Genomic DNA, 15,997 nt, shown 5'->3' on the forward strand with positions numbered 1-15,997 from the left:
TATGACATCGGCATATGACAAAGGAGCGTGACATGGCCCGCACGGCGACGATAGTGCGCAAAACCAGTGAATCATCCGTTGAGCTCAGCCTCGATCTGGACGGGACGGGAGTCACCGACATCCACACATCGGTTCCCTTCTACGATCACATGATGACCGCTTTGGGCAAGCATTCCCTGATCGATCTGACCATCAAGGCGCAAGGCGACACGGACATCGACGTCCATCACACCGTCGAGGACATAGCGATCGTGTTCGGGGAGGCGCTTCGCACCGCGTTGGGCGACAAACGTGGAATCCGGCGTTTCGCCGACGCCACCGTTCCTCTGGACGAGGCTCTGGCCACGGCGGTGATCGACATCTCCGGACGTCCCTACGTGGTGTGCTCCGGAGAGCCCGAAGGCTTCGAATACGCCATGATCGGCGGCCATTTCACCGGATCGCTGGTCAGACACGTCATGGAGTCGATTGCTCTGCATGCGGATATCTGCCTGCATCTGAGACTGCTGGCGGGACGCGATCCGCACCATATCGCCGAGGCGGAGTTCAAGGCGGTCGCTCGGGCGCTGCGGTTCGCCGTCGAGCCCGATCCGCGCGTTACGGGGATTCCCAGCACCAAGGGGGCGTTGTGATGAGCGGCGCCGATGACGGGTCGGGAACGTCGGACCCGCGCGATCCCCACGATTCCGATCCCCACGATTCCGACCCTCGTGATTCCGATTCCCGTGATTCCGATTCCTCGGACCCGGGCTCCTTCGATCCGAATTCGCTGAGCGACGCCGACATCGAGGCCGAGCTCGAGCGATTCCAGCAGGAGCTGGAGAAGGGGGTGCCGTTCGGACGGGCGGATGGGATTCCCTCCGCCGGATCGGATGAGTCGTCGCACCCATCGCATGCCGGCGAACCGGGAACCTCGGATCGGCCGGAGTCGGTCGGTCATGCCCAGAGGGCCGACGACGCGACGGAATCCGGGGCTGGCGGCGCGACGGAACCCGATGACGCCACGGGGCCCGCGATCGGCGGCGCGGCGAATTTTGAGGATGAGCTGCAGGGACTGCTGGGGAACAAGGCGAAAATCGCCATGCTCATCACGCGCCTGGCCTCCGCCGAGCTGCTGTCCGCGTTCTGCCGCATGGCCCAGGTGGACGCCGACTGCATGGACGGCGAACAGGGCGCCATGGCGGTTCTGCGTGATCTGGACGGAGACGCTCCCGAAACCGCCGCCGAGGACATCACCTCCGTCGTGTCCGGCATGGCCGTCGTGCTGGCGGTCAATCGTGCCGACAAACTGCAGGCGACGCTGTATCTGGGCGGGCAGGCGGGACAGAACTTCGCCCCGCCGCTGCTGTTCACCTCGACGGCACCGGTGGTGGAGGATCTTATGCTGGGAATCTGCTCCATCGACGATCTGCGCTCGCAGGGAGCTTCCCTGAAGCGTTCGATGGATCTTGACGAGGAGGCTGCCATGTCGATTATCGCGGCGAACACGCATCATCGTCGTGGTTCGGATCCGCATCGTGAATAGGCTGATCCGTCGGGTTACCGACCGGAACCCCTGATCGGATCGTCACGGCGGATCGCTTCGATCGCCATGACATGACGTGATGGACGTGACGGTCGGACCGGGCCGGAGGAATGGTCGCCATGGAAAGGGGACCGAATCGGGGACGGAATTGAGGGGTGAGTGATATGACATCAGCGGTGGTTTTCGATTACGGATTCGGCAACGTCCGCTCCATGATGCGCGCGTTGGCACACTGCGGGCTGGACGTGGCGCTGACGTCCGACCATCGTCAGGCGTTCGAGGCCGATGGCCTCGTGGTGCCCGGAGTCGGCGCTTTCGCGACGTGCATATCCGGACTGCGCGACGTGGGAGGCGACCGTGTGATCCTCGAGCGTCTGCGTGACGGGCGTCCGGTGCTCGGCGTGTGCGTCGGCGAGCAGATCCTGTTCTCCCGGGGGTGCGAGAACGGCGCCGCCACGGAGGGCATGGGTCTGATCGGAGGAAGCGTCGACCTTGTTGACGCCGACGTGGTCCCCCATATGGGATGGGACACGGTGGACGCGGCTGAGGGATCCACCTGATGAGGGGGATCGAGGATGAACGGTTCTATTTCGTCCATTCCTATGCGGCATCCAGCGCGGAACCGGCCGACTTCGCGGCGTTGGGGATTCCCTCCCAGGATCCGGGACGCGTCTCATGGTGCGATTACGGCCGGAGCCGTTTCGTCGCGGCCTATGAGCGGGGGCCGCTGTCGGCCACGCAGTTCCATCCCGAGAAGTCCGCGGACGCGGGGGAGCGGCTGCTCCGCAACTGGATCTCGACGTTCGCGTGATCCATGCGGTCGTCTCGTCCGGTCGTCTCATACGGTCGTCTCGTCCGCCCGGTCGGTTCGTCCGGGACACGTTCCGCACCATTGGCGTATTCTGCGCGTTCCACATATTCCATCCGTTCCGCGCGTTTCATATGATTCTGCGCGTCCCACACGATTGATTTCGATGAGAAAGGTTCATCATGTCGCTCACACTTCTTCCCGCCGTCGACGTCCGTGACGGAAAGGCCGTACGGCTGAGGCAGGGCGAATCGGGGTCGGAGACGGACTACGGCAGCCCCCTGGATGCGGCCAGGACGTGGGTCGACGCCGGTGCGTCGTGGATTCATCTGGTCGATCTCGACGCCGCGTTCGGCACGGGGGACAATCGCGCGCAGCTGGGTCGCATCGTCGAGGAGCTCGGGGACAAGGTCAACATCGAGATGAGCGGCGGAGTAAGGGACGACGACAGCCTCAGGGCGGCGCTGGACGCCGGTGCCGCACGGGTCAACATCGGCACCGCGGCGCTGGAGAACCCCTCGTGGACCGCCGGGGCGATCGCCGAGTATGGAGACCGGGTTGCCGTGGGACTCGACGTCAGAGGGCACACCCTCGCGGCGCGTGGATGGGTCAAGGAGGGCGGTGATCTCTTCGAGACGATGGCGATGCTCGATTGGGCGGGGTGCTCCCGCTATGTGGTGACCGATGTGGCGCGCGATGGCATGATGAGCGGCCCGAACATCGCCCTGCTCCGGGAGGTGGCCGAGCGCACGGACGCGAAGGTCACCGCGTCGGGAGGAATATCCAGTCTGGATGATCTCAGGGCGATCGAGGAATTGTCGCCATTGGGCGTGGACTGCGCCATCCTGGGCAAATCGTTGTATGCGCGGGCCTTCACGCTTGAGGAGGCCCTTGCGGTGACGCGGTGACGCGGTGACGATTCACTCGCCGGACGTCCGCCGGACGCTACTCGTTCGCTCGGTTGGAGGCCCGTGGGATGGCGGCGCGCATGCCTCCGCGGCTTCTTGCCGTCCCATTCCACAGACGTGGTTCGGCGTGTCTTAACCTCCTGTCATATACACGTGGAACCATGGTCACCATGGATAAACAGCAGGAGTTTGCTCTGCGCACGGTCGAGGAACGAGATGTGCGCTTCATCCGTCTGTGGTTCACCGACGTGCTGGGCACGTTGAAGTCCGTGGCCATTGCCCCGGCCGAACTCGAGGCGGCGTTCGAGGAGGGACTGGGCTTCGATGGATCGGCCGTCGAGGGCATGACCCGCGTCTCCGAGGACGACATGATCGTCAAACCCGACCCCTCGACCTTCCAGATCCTTCCATGGAGGGGCGGTCCTCAGGGGACGGCCCGGATGTTCTGCGACATCCTCACGCCGGAGGGGGAGCCGTCGCTGGGCGATCCTCGTCATGTCCTCAAAACCGCGTTGGAGGCGGCCAAGGAGAAGGGATTCACCTTCTACGTCCATCCCGAGATAGAGTTCTATCTCTTCGAGCGGCAGGACGACTGGTCGACGCCCCCCGTGCCGATCGACGAGGGCGGGTATTTCGACCATGTCCCGCGCAGCCCGGGAATGGACTTCCGCCGCGCCACGGTCAACATGCTCGAGCAGATGGGGATATCGGTCGAGTACTCGCATCACGAGGCGGGACCCGGCCAGAACGAGATCGACCTGCGGTACGCCGACGCCCTCACCACCGCCGACAACATCATGACCTTCCGCACCGTCGTCAAGGAGATATCCCTTGAGCGCGGAATCCATGCGAGCTTCATGCCCAAGCCCCTGTCCGACCAGCCGGGTTCGGGGATGCACACGCATCTCAGCCTGTTCGAGGGCGACGCCAACGCCTTCTACGAGGCGGGTCAGGAATTCAACATGTCGCTGGTGGCGAGGCAGTTCGCGGCGGGCGTCCTTTATCACGCCGCGGAGATCTGCGCGGTCACCGACCAGTACGTGAACTCGTACAAGCGCCTGTGGGGCGGCAATGAGGCTCCCAGCTACATCTGCTGGGGGCACAACAACCGCTCGGCGCTTCTGCGCATCCCGCAGTACAAGCCGGGGAAGGGCAACTCCGCCCGCATGGAGTTCCGCGCCCTTGACGCGGTGGCAAACCCGTACCTCGCCTTCGCGGTTCTTCTTGCGGCGGGCATGGACGGCATCGACCAGAAGATGACGCTGGGTGATCCCACCAGTGACGCCGTGTGGGAGCTGACCGACGCCGAGCGTCAGGCGATGGGCATCCAGCCTCTTCCGCAGTCGCTGGACGAGGCCCTTGCCGTGATGGAGAAGTCCGACTTCGTGGCCGGCGTGCTCGGCGAGCATGCGTTCGAGTACTTCCTGCGCAACAAGCATCAGGAATGGGAGGACTATCGCCGGCAGGTGACGCCGTTCGAGTTGAAGAAGTACCTTCCCCGCCTGTAGACGTCCGTCGTCGGGATGAGCCGTTGCGGATGGAACATCGTCGTCGTGGTTCGTCGTCGCGGCGTGATCGTGAGGAGAGTTTGTCCCGTTTCTTTACCGTGCCCGTCGTCACGCTGATAGCATCGACCTTCCTTCTTGGAATGAGCGAGTTCGTGATCGTCGGCATCCTTCCTGACATCGCGTCGAGCCTGCAGGTCTCGGAGGTGGACGTGGGTAATCTGGTGGCGCTGTTCGCCGTCGTGTATGCGCCACTTACCCCGTTCGGTTCGGCGTACATAGCCCGGTTCCGGCGCTTTCGCGCGCATCTCGTCCTCATGGGCGTGTTCCTCGTGGGCAACGTCCTCTGTGCGTTCGCCATGGGCTACGCGATGCTTGTGGTCGGCCGAGTCGTCATAGCGGTGGTGTCGGGAACGCTGGTCGCCGTGGCCATGACATACGCTCCCGACGTGGTCGACCCCCCGAACCGCACCCGGTTCATCGCCTGGGTGTTCTCGGGGTTCTCCCTTGCCGCTGTGGTCGGGGTTCCCGTGGGAACCTGGCTGGCCGGAGTCCTTGACTGGCGCTGGCCCTTTCATCTGATCGACCTTCTGACCATCATCGTGATGGCGATTATGGCCCTTGTGCTTCCGCGCGGCGGTGCGGCCATGCGCATCGGCTTCATCGCGCAGTTCCGTCTGTTCCTCGACCGCCGCATCCAGCTCGGCGTGCTGGCCGTGGTGTGCGGCGCGGCCGCGAGCTACACGTTCTACACCTATCTGACGCCCATCATGCGCGACGAGATAGGAATCCCGCAGGATTATGTGGGCGTGGGGCTCGTGGTCTTCGGCGTCGCCTGCCTGATCAGCAACCTCTGGAGCGGCCGGTTGGCCGCCAGAGGGTTCGGCGTCGAGCCACTGTGCCGCGTCCGGCCGATCTATCTCTCTAGGCCGTGGTCCTGTGCCTGCTGGCCTTCGCCGAGGACGTTCCCGTGGTGGGAGGCGTCGTTCTCGTGGTGCTGGGCATCATGATGTACCTGCAGAACTCGTCGTCCCAGGTGCTGTACATGGACGTGGCCGCCTCATCCCATCCCGGGTCGACGAATCTGGCGGCGTCCCTCAACTCCATGGCGTTCAACATCGGCATAGCCGCCGGCTCCGCCGTGTCGGGCGTCGTCAACGACAACGCAGGGCTGCGATGGCTGGGGCCGGCGGGCGCCGTGTTCGCGCTTGCCGCGGCATTCGTGGTCTCGCGTCTGCGTCGTTATGTGGGGTCGGGTCGTTATGTGGGGTCGGAGAACCATCCCGAGTAGATGATCGAGAAGTTGCGGTTGCCGTAGCTCGAGCACGAGTCGCCCTCTCCCGCTCCGGCCTTGAGCGCGGCGGTGTTGGGCTGGTAAGGCGTGTAGATGTACAGCAGGCTGGTGGCCTTGCTTCGGATGACGACGGCGGTTCCCCCGCAGGAGGCATCGGGACTGAATCGGATGTATGTGGGGCGTCCGACGGGATATCCGTACTGGTCCTCGTGGGCGAGATAGTAGCGCATGCGTCGGGCGGAGCCGAACACCTGCCTGAAGAATCCCGCGTATTGCGGATCGCAGTCCGCCGTGTCGGGACAGCTCAGTCCCATCGCGGCCTCGAACTGGGACGATGAGGGCGATGTGGCCGTGACCAGATGCTGCTCCTTCTGCAGCATGGTGAGTAGCACCGTGGGGCTGATGGAGCACGCCTGCGCGGTTTTCGCGATGATGGTGGCGGCGCTGGCCTTTCCGGACCGATCGGCCGCGTATTCCTTGCACAGATCGTCGGCCTTCTGCTCCGACGTGGAGAACCGTGCCGATCTCAGGCAGGTCTTGCCGGTGCAGGCGGCGCCCTTCTCGTCAAGAAAGGCCTGGATCTCCTTGGCGTTCATGGATCCGGCGTTGAAGAACTTCGCGTCGGAGATGATATTGCCCGGATCGAAGCCGTACAGGGAGAGAAGATCCTGCTGCCGGTTCTCCGCCGCCCGTATTTCGGCATCCACCTGGATCAGCCGCACCATGCCCATGACCAGGGCCAGAACGACGATGACGGAGACGAGTCCCGACAGCACCATCGCTATTCTGCGCCACCTGCCGCCCCTTGCCCATTGCCTGCGGACGACGCGGACGGGATGCCTGAGAAAGCCGGTGATCGTGATGCGGCGGCGCGATGCCCGGCTCATGACAGGACCTTGCGGATGCGCTGAAGACTGACGGGGCCGGATGTTCCCAGCTCCTGCGCCCACAGCGAGACGTAGAACTCCTCGAGCATCCATCGAGCCGTCGTCGCGGTCCCCATGTCCTTCTCGCGACGGGGTCCCGCGGGCTCGCCCTTCGCATGGGTCAGGGCCTTGTCCACGATTCCCCGCGCCTCATCCGCCTGCCACGCCCAGCGGACGTCCCGGTCCCGGTCTTTGCGGGCCTTCTCCAGTCTCAGCAGGTCGGCGTGGAGATAGCGTTCGATGGAGGGGAGCGCGTCCGGCGGTGCGTCGGCGATGAACCCGGGTCTCACCAGCGTGGCGATATGGGCGCGGATGCCTTGGAGGACGGAGAGCATGGGCAGATCGGCCGGGCCGGAGACGGCCTTGTCGACCTCGGCGTATCGGCGGAGGATGGCGATGACGTCGTGCGCGACCGAGTACACCGTGTCCTCGTAGATCTCCTCGACCGCCTGAACCGCCACGGACAGGGCGTCGTCGTCCTTCAGTGACGATATGTCCGGTAGAAGGCGCTTGACGGCGGCCATCTGCAGATCCCCGACGAGGGCCGTCGTGGAGGGGTAGGGCGCGGATGCCAGCATCAGCGCCTCGGTTCCCAGCCATCGTGAGGATATGCGTTCATCGGGAAGATGGAGCATATCGCGGGCCGCCCTCCACAGCATGGACGAGCGCGACTCCGTGGTCGCCCCAGCCTTATGCAGCAGATTGGCGCGTTCCACGACAGCGCCCCGGCCCTGCGCCGCCGCGGCCTTGTGCGTGACGGCGTTGCGGGCGGATTCCTGGGCCTGCGAGGCGAAGCGTCTCTGCAGCGCGATAAGCGATTTCCCGGTCGCCATCACCGCGCCGTTCGTGCCGTTTCCGCCGTTCCTCTCGTTCCTCTCGTTTCCGCCGTTCCTCTCGTTCTTCCCGTTCCTCCCGCTCCTCTCGTTTCCGCCGTGATGGCCGTGGCGTCTCCCCGCGACCTGGCGCGCCCCGTCATTCTCGACGCTGAACGTCATCCGCAGATAGGGTGCGAGCCGGTCGATCAGATCGTCGGTGAACACCTGGGGATGGATCTGCGCGCCGATGGCGTCGATCGCCGCCTTGGTGAAGACATGGAAGAAATCAGGCCATCCCGTGGTTTCTCCGTCATCGTTCAATGGCGGCAGCGCGGGTTTGCGACCATGCTCGGTTCCGGGCAGTTCGGGATAGTGGCCGTCTATCCAGGAGCGGATGGAGCGTGCGGCGTCGGGGGCCGGAACGAATTGCACGCGAAGCGCCTTCGGCAGTGCGCGGATCATCCCCAGGATCAGCTCGTCGAGCAGACCCGGGACGTTCCAGGTGAACTGCTCGGGAGTCAGACGCGATAGTGAGGACAGGGGGATGTGCACGGTGACGCCGTCGCACGGGTCATGCGGATCGTAGATATAGCTGAGGCGCAGGGAGAAGATGGTCCCGTCGGATCCGATGGTGTGCCAGGCGTCGGGATAGTCGTCCTGGCTCACCGTGGACGATGCGGTCAGACGGTCGACGGACTCGGGGTCGAAGTCCAGCAGATGGGGATGCGCGTCGTGCTCGCCCCTCCACCAGTGCGCCAGCGACGCCACCGAGGTGATGTCCTGCGGAAGGACCGAATCGTAGAACTGCGCGAGATCCTCGTCGTTGACGGTGTCGGCCGGTTGCCGCGTGCGGTTCGTGTCGTCATACGCCTGCGCGATGAGGTCGAGGTTGTCCCTGATGAAGCCGTCGTGGTCGAACCGCTCGTGGATGTCGCCGTCGACGAGCCCCTGCCGGATGAGCATGTCGCGCGCCTGTGCGGGATTGATGCGCCCCCACTGCACCGTTCGATCGGACACGATGGGAAGGCCATAGAGCAGAAGCTTCTGGTGGGCGACGGCGGATCCGCGCGATCCCGACCAATGGGGTTCCGCATACGTGGTCCGCAGCAATGGCCCGGCCAGGCTTTCGGCCCATTCCGGGTCGATGGCCGCGGTGTATCGCGCCCACAGTCGGGACGTTTCGACCAGCTCGGCGCCCATCACCCATGCGGGAGGGTTTCTGGCCACGCTTGAGGCGGGAAATATCGCGAAATGGGTGCCTCGGGCGCCTGATAGTCGTTCTTCGCCATCTTGGCAGCGCGCTTGAGGGCCCTCGCCCGTGCGGCGCCCCGAAGCCCTGCGGTGTCGGACGCCTTGGGCTGATGGATGGTCTGCATGCCGATCATCGACAGCAGCCCGGCCAGCATCGAACGGTGTATCCCCTCGGCGTCCCATGCACGGCACAGACTATGCGCGGCCTGATGATCGGCGGGAAGCGCGAGGACGTCCTCTCCCGGGCGGCTGATGGCTGGGGTCGCGACCCGGAAATGCAGCTCGCGGCACATTCCACGCAGCTGCGCGACCAGATCATGCCATTGGCGCAGCCGCAGGAAGCTGAGATACTCATCGCGGCACAGCCGGCGAAGAGCGGAATTGCTGGGTTCCGCGTCGCGGGGGAACACCGTGTCCCAAAGGTTCAGGGCCGTCAGAAAGTCGCTGGTGGGATCGGCGTAGCGGTTGTGCAGACGGTCGGCCTCCTCGCGCTTCTCCTCGGGACGCTCGCGCGGATCCTGAAGGCTGAGGAACGCCACGACCACCAGCACGCAGGCCAGGGTGTTCGGCGTGGTCCGGTGGGCGGCCTCGATGACCATGCGCCCCAGACGAACGTCGATGGGGAGTCGGGCCAGCTGCCGCCCGATCGCCGTGAGCGTCGCCTCGCCGCGGCGTCGCGATATCGCGCCCAGCTCCGACAGCTCGTTGAAGCCGTCCGAAACCGACCGAACGTCAGGGGGGTCGATGAATCCGAAGTTCGTCACGTCCTCGGTCGTTCGCGCGACCCCGACGGACAGCATATGGAGCACCACCGCGCCCAGTGACGTGCGGAGTATCTCGGGATCGGTGAACCGCGGGCGCGTCTCGTAGTCCTCGGACGAGTACAGACGGATGGCGATGCCGTCGGCCACTCGTCCGCACCGGCCGGAGCGCTGGTCCGCGCTGGCCTGCGAGATGGGCTCGATGGGCAGACGCTGGACCTTGGCGGTTTTCGAATAGCGTGATATGCGCGCCGTTCCGGGATCCACGACGTAGCGAATCCCGGGAACCGTCAGCGAGGTCTCGGCCACATTGGTGGCGATGATGATGCGCTGATGGCTGTGGGATTCGAACACGCGGTGCTGGTCCTTGGCGGACATTCTGGCGAACAGGGGCATGATCTCCAATGCGTCGGGTCGGCGCATGTCGCTGGCCCTTGGCCCGAAATGGCGTCGCAGTGCCGATTCGAAGTCGTGGATGTCGCGCTCGCCGGATGCGAAGACGAGGATGTCGCGTGGCCCCGAGTCATGGCCGGAATGGATGACCAGCTCGGCGCATGCGCGGACCACCGAGGCGGGCATGTCCAGAGGGTCGGAGCCTTCGGAGCCGATCGCGTCGGGAAGCCCGGGGACGCGCATCATCAGCGCGGGCGGGGCGTCCGGCGGCTCGTACACTATCTGGACGGGCCAGGTGCGGCCCGAGACCTCCACCACGGGGACCGTGGCATGCAGGGCATGGGCGAAGTGGTCGCGGAACTTCTGCGAGTCGATGGTCGCGGAGGTGATGATGAGCTTGAGGTCGCGCCGGCGTGGCAGCAGGGCGGTGAGGTAGCCGAGAAGAAAGTCAATGTTGAGGCTTCGCTCATGCGCCTCGTCGATGATGACGGTGTCGTAGCGTGAGAGCATCGGGTCGCGCTGTATCTGCGCGAGCAGGATGCCGTCGGTGACGATGCGCAGGCGGGTACCGGGCGAGCTCTCGTCGGTGAACCGCACCTGATAGCCGATCTCCCGGCCGAGGGTCACGCCCATCTCGGAGCACAGACGCTCGGCGACGGTTCGCGCGGCGATGCGGCGGGGCTGCGTGTGGACGATCTGATGGCCGTGGTCGCCGCGTCCCATCTCCAGAAGCATCTTGGGGATCTGCGTCGTTTTCCCCGATCCTGTCTGTCCGGAGATGATGACGACCTGCGAGGATTCGATCGCTGCGACGATCTCGTCGTGCGCCGCGCTGACGGGAAGTTCCTGAGGATAGTCGTATTTCATGCGGTGCGCGACACCTCGATGACCCTGAAGCCTTTGGCGCTCGACTGTTTCGACACCGTGAATCCCCCTCCGAGCGCGTCGGCAAGCCATCGCATCAGGGAGTCGGACCCCAGATTGCGCTGCACGACGAGGTAGGCGCGTCCCATGGGGGAGAGCCGCGGAAGCCATGCCATCAGAAGATCGTGGAGTGCGTCCTTGCCGACGCGGATGGGAGGATTCGACCAGATGAGGTCGAAGGCCAGATCCGTGGGCACGGCATCGGGCGTGGCCGTGTGGATGGTGTCGATTCCCAGCGAGTCGGCGTTGGATCCGGTCAGGGACAGGGCCCGTTCGTTGACGTCCACGGCCCATACCTGCGCCCGCGGGGATTCGAGCGCCATCGCCAGAGCGAGGGGCCCCCATCCGCAGCCCAGATCGAGCATCGTTCCCTGCGGGGGGACGTCGGGGGCGTTGCGCAGGAGCACCGACGTCCCCAGATCGAGTCGGTGGGCGGAGAACACCCCGTTGGACGCCTCCACGCGCACCTCATGCCCCCGCAGCGTCACGTTCAATGACCGGCGGACATCCTGCGATGAGGGGTCGGCGGTGAAGTACTGCTGTGTGGAATCCATGTTCTGCCTCGTCTCGTACCATGTCCGCGCGCCGCCGTCCGGATCCGCGCGCGGCATGGATGCCGTCCTGTCGTCCGTCTTGTCGTCCAACTCGATGATAATAGCGACCATAGTTCCTAGGTGAGAGGTGTCTTTGGATCATACGTTCGATAACCAGCGTCAGGATTTCCCATCGGAGGGAAGGGGCGCGATGAATGACGACGATGCCGTGCGTGGCGGACCGGGGGACGGCGGTGGCGTCGATCGTGTGGACGCGGCGCATGAGGACGTGCTGTCCGGCCGTTCGCAGGTGCTTCTCGACCGCTCCGCCACGGGGGCTCGCTCCGACGCCGGCCAGGAGGAATGGCGCGAGCGCGAGGCTCGTAACCAGTTCAAGCATGTGGAGGGGCTCGGCGAGCTCCAGGACGTCACCGAGGTCGAGTACCGCAGGCTGCGTCTGGAAAGGGTCGTTCTCGTGGGCGTGTGGTCGAGCGCCACGGGAACGCTTGAGCAGGCGGAGGAGTCCCTGAGGGAGCTGGCCGCCCTCGCGCAGACCGCCGGGGCGGTGGTCTGCGACGGTCTGCTCCAGCAGCGTTACCGTCCCGACGCCGCGACCTATGTGGGGTCCGGCAAGGCGAAGGAGCTGGCGGGGATCGTGGCCACGAACGAGGCCGACACCATCATCGTCGACGATGACATGGCCCCCAGTCAGCGGAGGGCGTTGGAGGACGCGACCAAGGTCAAGGTGGTCGATCGCACGGCGGTGATTCTGGACATCTTCGCCCAGCATGCGACCAGCCGCGAGGCCAAGGCCCAGGTCGAACTGGCTCAGCTGGAGTACATGCTTCCGCGTCTGCGCGGATGGGGCGGATCCCTTTCCCGTCAAGCCGGGGGGCGTGCGGCCGGGGCGGATGCGGGGATCGGATCGCGTGGACCCGGCGAGACGAAGATCGAGATGGATCGTCGGGTCATCCGCACGCGGATAGCACGTCTTCGTCGTCAGATCGCGCAGATGGCGCCGGCGCGTGATGTCAAAAGAGGTTCGCGCCGACGTCATGACCTGCCGACCGTGGCGGTGGTCGGATACACGAATGCCGGGAAGTCCTCTCTGACCAACCGTCTGACGGGATCGGGCGAGCTGGTGGAGAACGCCCTGTTCGCCACGCTGGACACGGCTGTGCGTCGGGCCGATTCCCACGATGGACGCGCCTACGCGTATGTGGACACCGTCGGTTTCGTGCGCAGGCTGCCCACCCAGCTGGTGGAGGCCTTCAAGTCCACGTTGGAGGAGGTCGCCGAGGCCGACATCATCATCCATGTCGTGGATGCCTCGCATCCGGATCCCCTCGGCCAGATCGACGCGGTGAACGAGGTTCTTGAGGATATCGAAGGAGTGGAGGAGATCCCCCGCGTTCTGGTGTTCAACAAAATCGACATGGTGGATTCCACCGTCCGGACGCGTCTGTCGTCGCTGAAACCGGAGGCCCGGTTGGTGTCGGCCTATAGCGGAGAGGGCATCGACGCGCTCAGACGCGAGGTCGAGAAGATACTTCCCGTGCCCGATGTGCATGTCGGCGGTCTTCTGCCCTACGCTGCGGGCGGTCTTGTCGCGCAGGCGCGGCGCTTCGGTCGCGTCGATTCTGTGGAATACCGGGATGACGGCATGTGGCTTGAGGCCGATGTGACCCCCGTCCTGGCGGCGAGGATCGTCCGGGAATGCCGTGACTGAGATCCGGTGCGACGAGCGCCGCCGCCGCGTCCGCGACATGGCGGAGGCCATGGTGGTGATTCGGCGGTCACGCGCCGCCATCCGGGCCGGGACGGTCCGTATCGCGTCACATGCTACGTCACAGTGTGTGGATAGAGTGGTAGCGAAAGAACAATGTTTCCCATGGAATGGGAAGTCATGCTAAGAGAGGTCCGATATATGGTGGATTCACCGATCAAGCCCACGAAGCTTGCAGTCATCGGAGCGGGAGCGGTGGGCTCGACGCTCGCCTTCGCCGCCGCGCAGCGGGGTGTGGCCCGTGAGATCGTTCTTGAGGATATCGCCAAGGAACGGGTGGAGGCCGAGGTCCTTGACATGCAGCACGGGTCGAGCTTCTACCCGACGGTGTCCATTGACGGATCGGATGACGTGGAGATCTGCCGCGACGCGGATATGGTCGTCATCACCGCCGGGGCCCGGCAGAAGCCGGGGCAGTCGAGGCTCGATCTGGCCGGCGCGACCATCAACATCATGAAGGCGATTATCCCGAATGTGGTGAAGGTCGCCCCCAATGCGGTGTATATGCTCATCACGAACCCCGTGGACGTGGTCACCCATGTGTCTCTCAAGCTGTCGGGCCTGCCGACCAACCAGATGTTCGGATCAGGAACCAATCTGGATTCCGCGCGTCTGCGCTTCCTCATCGCCCAGCAGACCGGTGTGAACGTCAAGAACGTCCACGCCTACATCGCCGGCGAGCATGGCGACTCCGAGGTGCCGCTGTGGGCGTCCGCCACCATCGGCGGCGTTCCCATGTGCGACTGGACGCCGATGCCCGGACATGATCCTCTGGATGCGGCCAAGCGCGAGGAGATCCATCAGGAGGTCAAGAACGCCGCCTACCGGATCATCAACGGCAAGGGCGCCACGAACTACGCGATCGCGATGTCCGGCGTCGACATCATCGAGGCCATTCTGCGCGACACCAACCGCATCCTTCCTGTGAGCTCCCTTCTGGACGACTTCCATGGAATCTCGGATGTGTGCATGTCGGTGCCGACCCTGCTGAACAGAGATGGCGTGAACTCCCGCATCAACACCCCGGTGTCCGACCGCGAGCTCGCGGCGCTCAAGCGTTCTGCCGAGACGCTCAAGGAGACCGCCGCGCAGTTCGGTTTCTAGGGTTCTGTTTTCTAGGGTTCTGTCTCTCGGCGGTCACGCGCCGCTGACGAATTCCGTCGCGTCCACCGGGCGATGTTCGTGGGCGATCGATGTTCCCGTGCGAGCGGCTCCCCTGCGGGGGCTCCCATACGAGTGGCTCCGGCATCGTGTCGTCTCTGGTCCACGACGGTTCTGGTTCTCGATGGCCTCGGTTTCCCCTTCGGGATGCCGAAGCCATCGGCGTTCCGCACCGACCCTTTCGAGAGCATACTTCTCCCGATTTCGGTTTTCCTTGGCATTCGGACCGTTGTCATCGTGCTGCCGGGAACGATTCCGATTCCCGTTGTCGAGAGAACCCGAAACGAACAGAAATGACATCGCATTGTTCGTTGAGCCAGCAGAGAAATGGCTTTATTCCGCCATTTCTGGGCGATGCTTCGGATCGGGGCGAGGGTATAGTGGTAACCCATCACGCCGGCAACGGGGAGGAAGGGGAACGAATGTCGCACAGTCCGCAGGGGTCGTCGCCGCAGATTACCGACGACGAGGAGCGTCGTCGGAGACTGACGTGGACGCTCACGTTGACCGGTTCGGTTTTCGTAGCGGAACTGGTGGGTGCCGCGGTGACGGGGTCCTTGGCGCTGCTGGTGGATGCGGGGCATATGCTCACGGATCTGTCGGTGCTGACGGCGTCATTGGTGACGGCCATCCTCGTGCGGCGCAAGCCCAACTCGATGCGCACCTGGGGGTGGGCCCGCCTTGAGGTGATCACGGCGGCTGGCGGCGCTCTGGCGTTGCTCTTCGTCGGGCTGTATGCCCTTGTCGAGGCGGGACTTCGTCTTTTCGGGGGAGCGGACGACGGCATACGCGATGTCGGTCTTCTTCTGTTCTTCGGCATTCTGGGATTGTGCGCGAATGTCGGATCGATGCTGATCCTATCCTCGCGTCGGTCGGACAATATGAACATGCGCGCGGCGTTCCTCGAGGTCATCAATGATGCGCTGGGGTCGGTCGCCGTGGTCGTGTCCGCCGTGGTCATGATGACCACGGGCTGGGTCGGCTTCGATGCCGTGGCTGGCGGCGTCATCGCGCTGATGATGATTCCGCGTGCCTTTCTGCTGCTGCGCAACGCGATGCGCGTTCTGCTTGAGGAGACTCCGGATGGGTTGGATCTGACGGCGGTGCGCGAGCATATGGAACGGGTTCCCCATGTCGTTGCCGTGCATGATCTGCATGCGAGCACGGTGTCGACGGGGATGCCGGTTCTGATGGCCCACGTCGAGGTGGATGACGGGCTGACGATGGAGCAGGCGTCGGGGATTCTTGAGCAGCTGCAGGAGTGCCTCCGCCGGCATTTCCCCGTGTCCGTCTCGCACACGACGTTTCAGCTTGAGCCGGTAGGGTACCGGTCGCGCCATCCCGAGCGCGTGCATTCCTGATTCCCCTGTGTTCCCCTGACTCCTCCGATCCTGCTGACTCCTCGTT

At 64.7% G+C, this 15,997-nt stretch carries 9 protein-coding genes and 3 pseudogenes; 9 read left to right on the forward strand and 3 right to left on the reverse strand.

The window, feature by feature from the left end; all coding sequences use genetic code 11:
- Nucleotides 1-32: 32 nt before the first annotated feature.
- The 6 genes and pseudogenes from hisB to BMIN_RS03280 all read left to right on the forward strand — a co-directional run bounded on the left by hisB (nt 33) and on the right by BMIN_RS03280 (nt 6,037).
- Nucleotides 33-632 carry an imidazoleglycerol-phosphate dehydratase HisB gene (hisB, locus tag BMIN_RS03255; RefSeq protein ID WP_022861113.1) on the forward strand — a complete coding sequence of 200 codons (600 nt, stop codon included), beginning with the start codon at nt 33-35 and terminating at the stop codon, nt 630-632.
- Complete coding sequence (locus tag BMIN_RS03260; protein WP_022861112.1) at nt 632-1,525, forward strand: hypothetical protein; 894 nt, start codon at nt 632-634, stop codon at nt 1,523-1,525. The genes hisB and BMIN_RS03260 overlap by 1 nt, the downstream gene beginning before the upstream one ends.
- A 164-nt stretch (nt 1,526-1,689) precedes the next feature.
- Nucleotides 1,690-2,336: pseudogene (hisH, locus tag BMIN_RS03265) on the forward strand (imidazole glycerol phosphate synthase subunit HisH).
- Nucleotides 2,337-2,515: 179 nt separating this feature from the next.
- Nucleotides 2,516-3,241 carry a bifunctional 1-(5-phosphoribosyl)-5-((5-phosphoribosylamino)methylideneamino)imidazole-4-carboxamide isomerase/phosphoribosylanthranilate isomerase PriA gene (priA, locus tag BMIN_RS03270; RefSeq protein WP_022861109.1) on the forward strand — a complete coding sequence of 242 codons (726 nt, stop codon included), beginning with the start codon at nt 2,516-2,518 and terminating at the stop codon, nt 3,239-3,241.
- A gap of 170 nt (nt 3,242-3,411) precedes the next feature.
- Nucleotides 3,412-4,749 (forward strand): glutamine synthetase family protein, encoded by a 1,338-nt coding sequence (locus BMIN_RS03275; protein WP_026647448.1) that lies wholly within the window; start codon nt 3,412-3,414, stop codon nt 4,747-4,749.
- 29 nt (nt 4,750-4,778) lie between these two features.
- Nucleotides 4,779-6,037: pseudogene (locus tag BMIN_RS03280) on the forward strand (MFS transporter).
- Here the strand turns inward: BMIN_RS03280 and BMIN_RS03285 are convergent.
- The 3 genes and pseudogenes from BMIN_RS03285 to BMIN_RS03295 form a co-directional block, all read right to left on the reverse strand.
- On the reverse strand, nt 6,007-6,927 hold the full coding sequence (locus BMIN_RS03285) for a hypothetical protein (protein ID WP_022861107.1): 921 nt from the start codon (nt 6,925-6,927) through the stop codon (nt 6,007-6,009). The pseudogene BMIN_RS03280 and the gene BMIN_RS03285 sit on opposite strands and share 31 nt — an antisense overlap.
- Nucleotides 6,924-11,053, reverse strand: a pseudogene (gene hrpA, locus BMIN_RS03290) (ATP-dependent RNA helicase HrpA). Before hrpA ends, BMIN_RS03285 begins: the two are co-directional and overlap by 4 nt.
- Nucleotides 11,050-11,664: a class I SAM-dependent methyltransferase gene (locus tag BMIN_RS03295; RefSeq protein ID WP_026647446.1), complete on the reverse strand. Its 615-nt coding sequence runs from the start codon at nt 11,662-11,664 to the stop codon at nt 11,050-11,052. Before BMIN_RS03295 ends, hrpA begins: the two are co-directional and overlap by 4 nt.
- A 190-nt stretch (nt 11,665-11,854) precedes the next feature.
- On the opposite strand from BMIN_RS03295, the gene hflX reads away from it, so the two are divergent.
- The 3 genes from hflX to BMIN_RS03315 all read left to right on the forward strand — a co-directional run bounded on the left by hflX (nt 11,855) and on the right by BMIN_RS03315 (nt 15,951).
- Nucleotides 11,855-13,372 carry a GTPase HflX gene (gene hflX / locus BMIN_RS03300; RefSeq protein WP_081648001.1) on the forward strand — a complete coding sequence of 506 codons (1,518 nt, stop codon included), beginning with the start codon at nt 11,855-11,857 and terminating at the stop codon, nt 13,370-13,372.
- A 198-nt stretch (nt 13,373-13,570) separates the two neighbouring features.
- Nucleotides 13,571-14,533: an L-lactate dehydrogenase gene (locus BMIN_RS03305; protein WP_022861103.1), complete on the forward strand. Its 963-nt coding sequence runs from the start codon at nt 13,571-13,573 to the stop codon at nt 14,531-14,533.
- Between the two features lie 479 nt (nt 14,534-15,012).
- Nucleotides 15,013-15,951, forward strand: a complete 939-nt coding sequence (locus BMIN_RS03315) for a cation diffusion facilitator family transporter (protein ID WP_022861101.1) — start codon at nt 15,013-15,015, stop codon at nt 15,949-15,951.
- Nucleotides 15,952-15,997 lie beyond the last annotated feature (46 nt).

The sequence above is a fragment of the Bifidobacterium minimum genome, assembly GCF_000741645.1.
GTDB classification, from domain to species: domain Bacteria; phylum Actinomycetota; class Actinomycetes; order Actinomycetales; family Bifidobacteriaceae; genus Bifidobacterium; species Bifidobacterium minimum.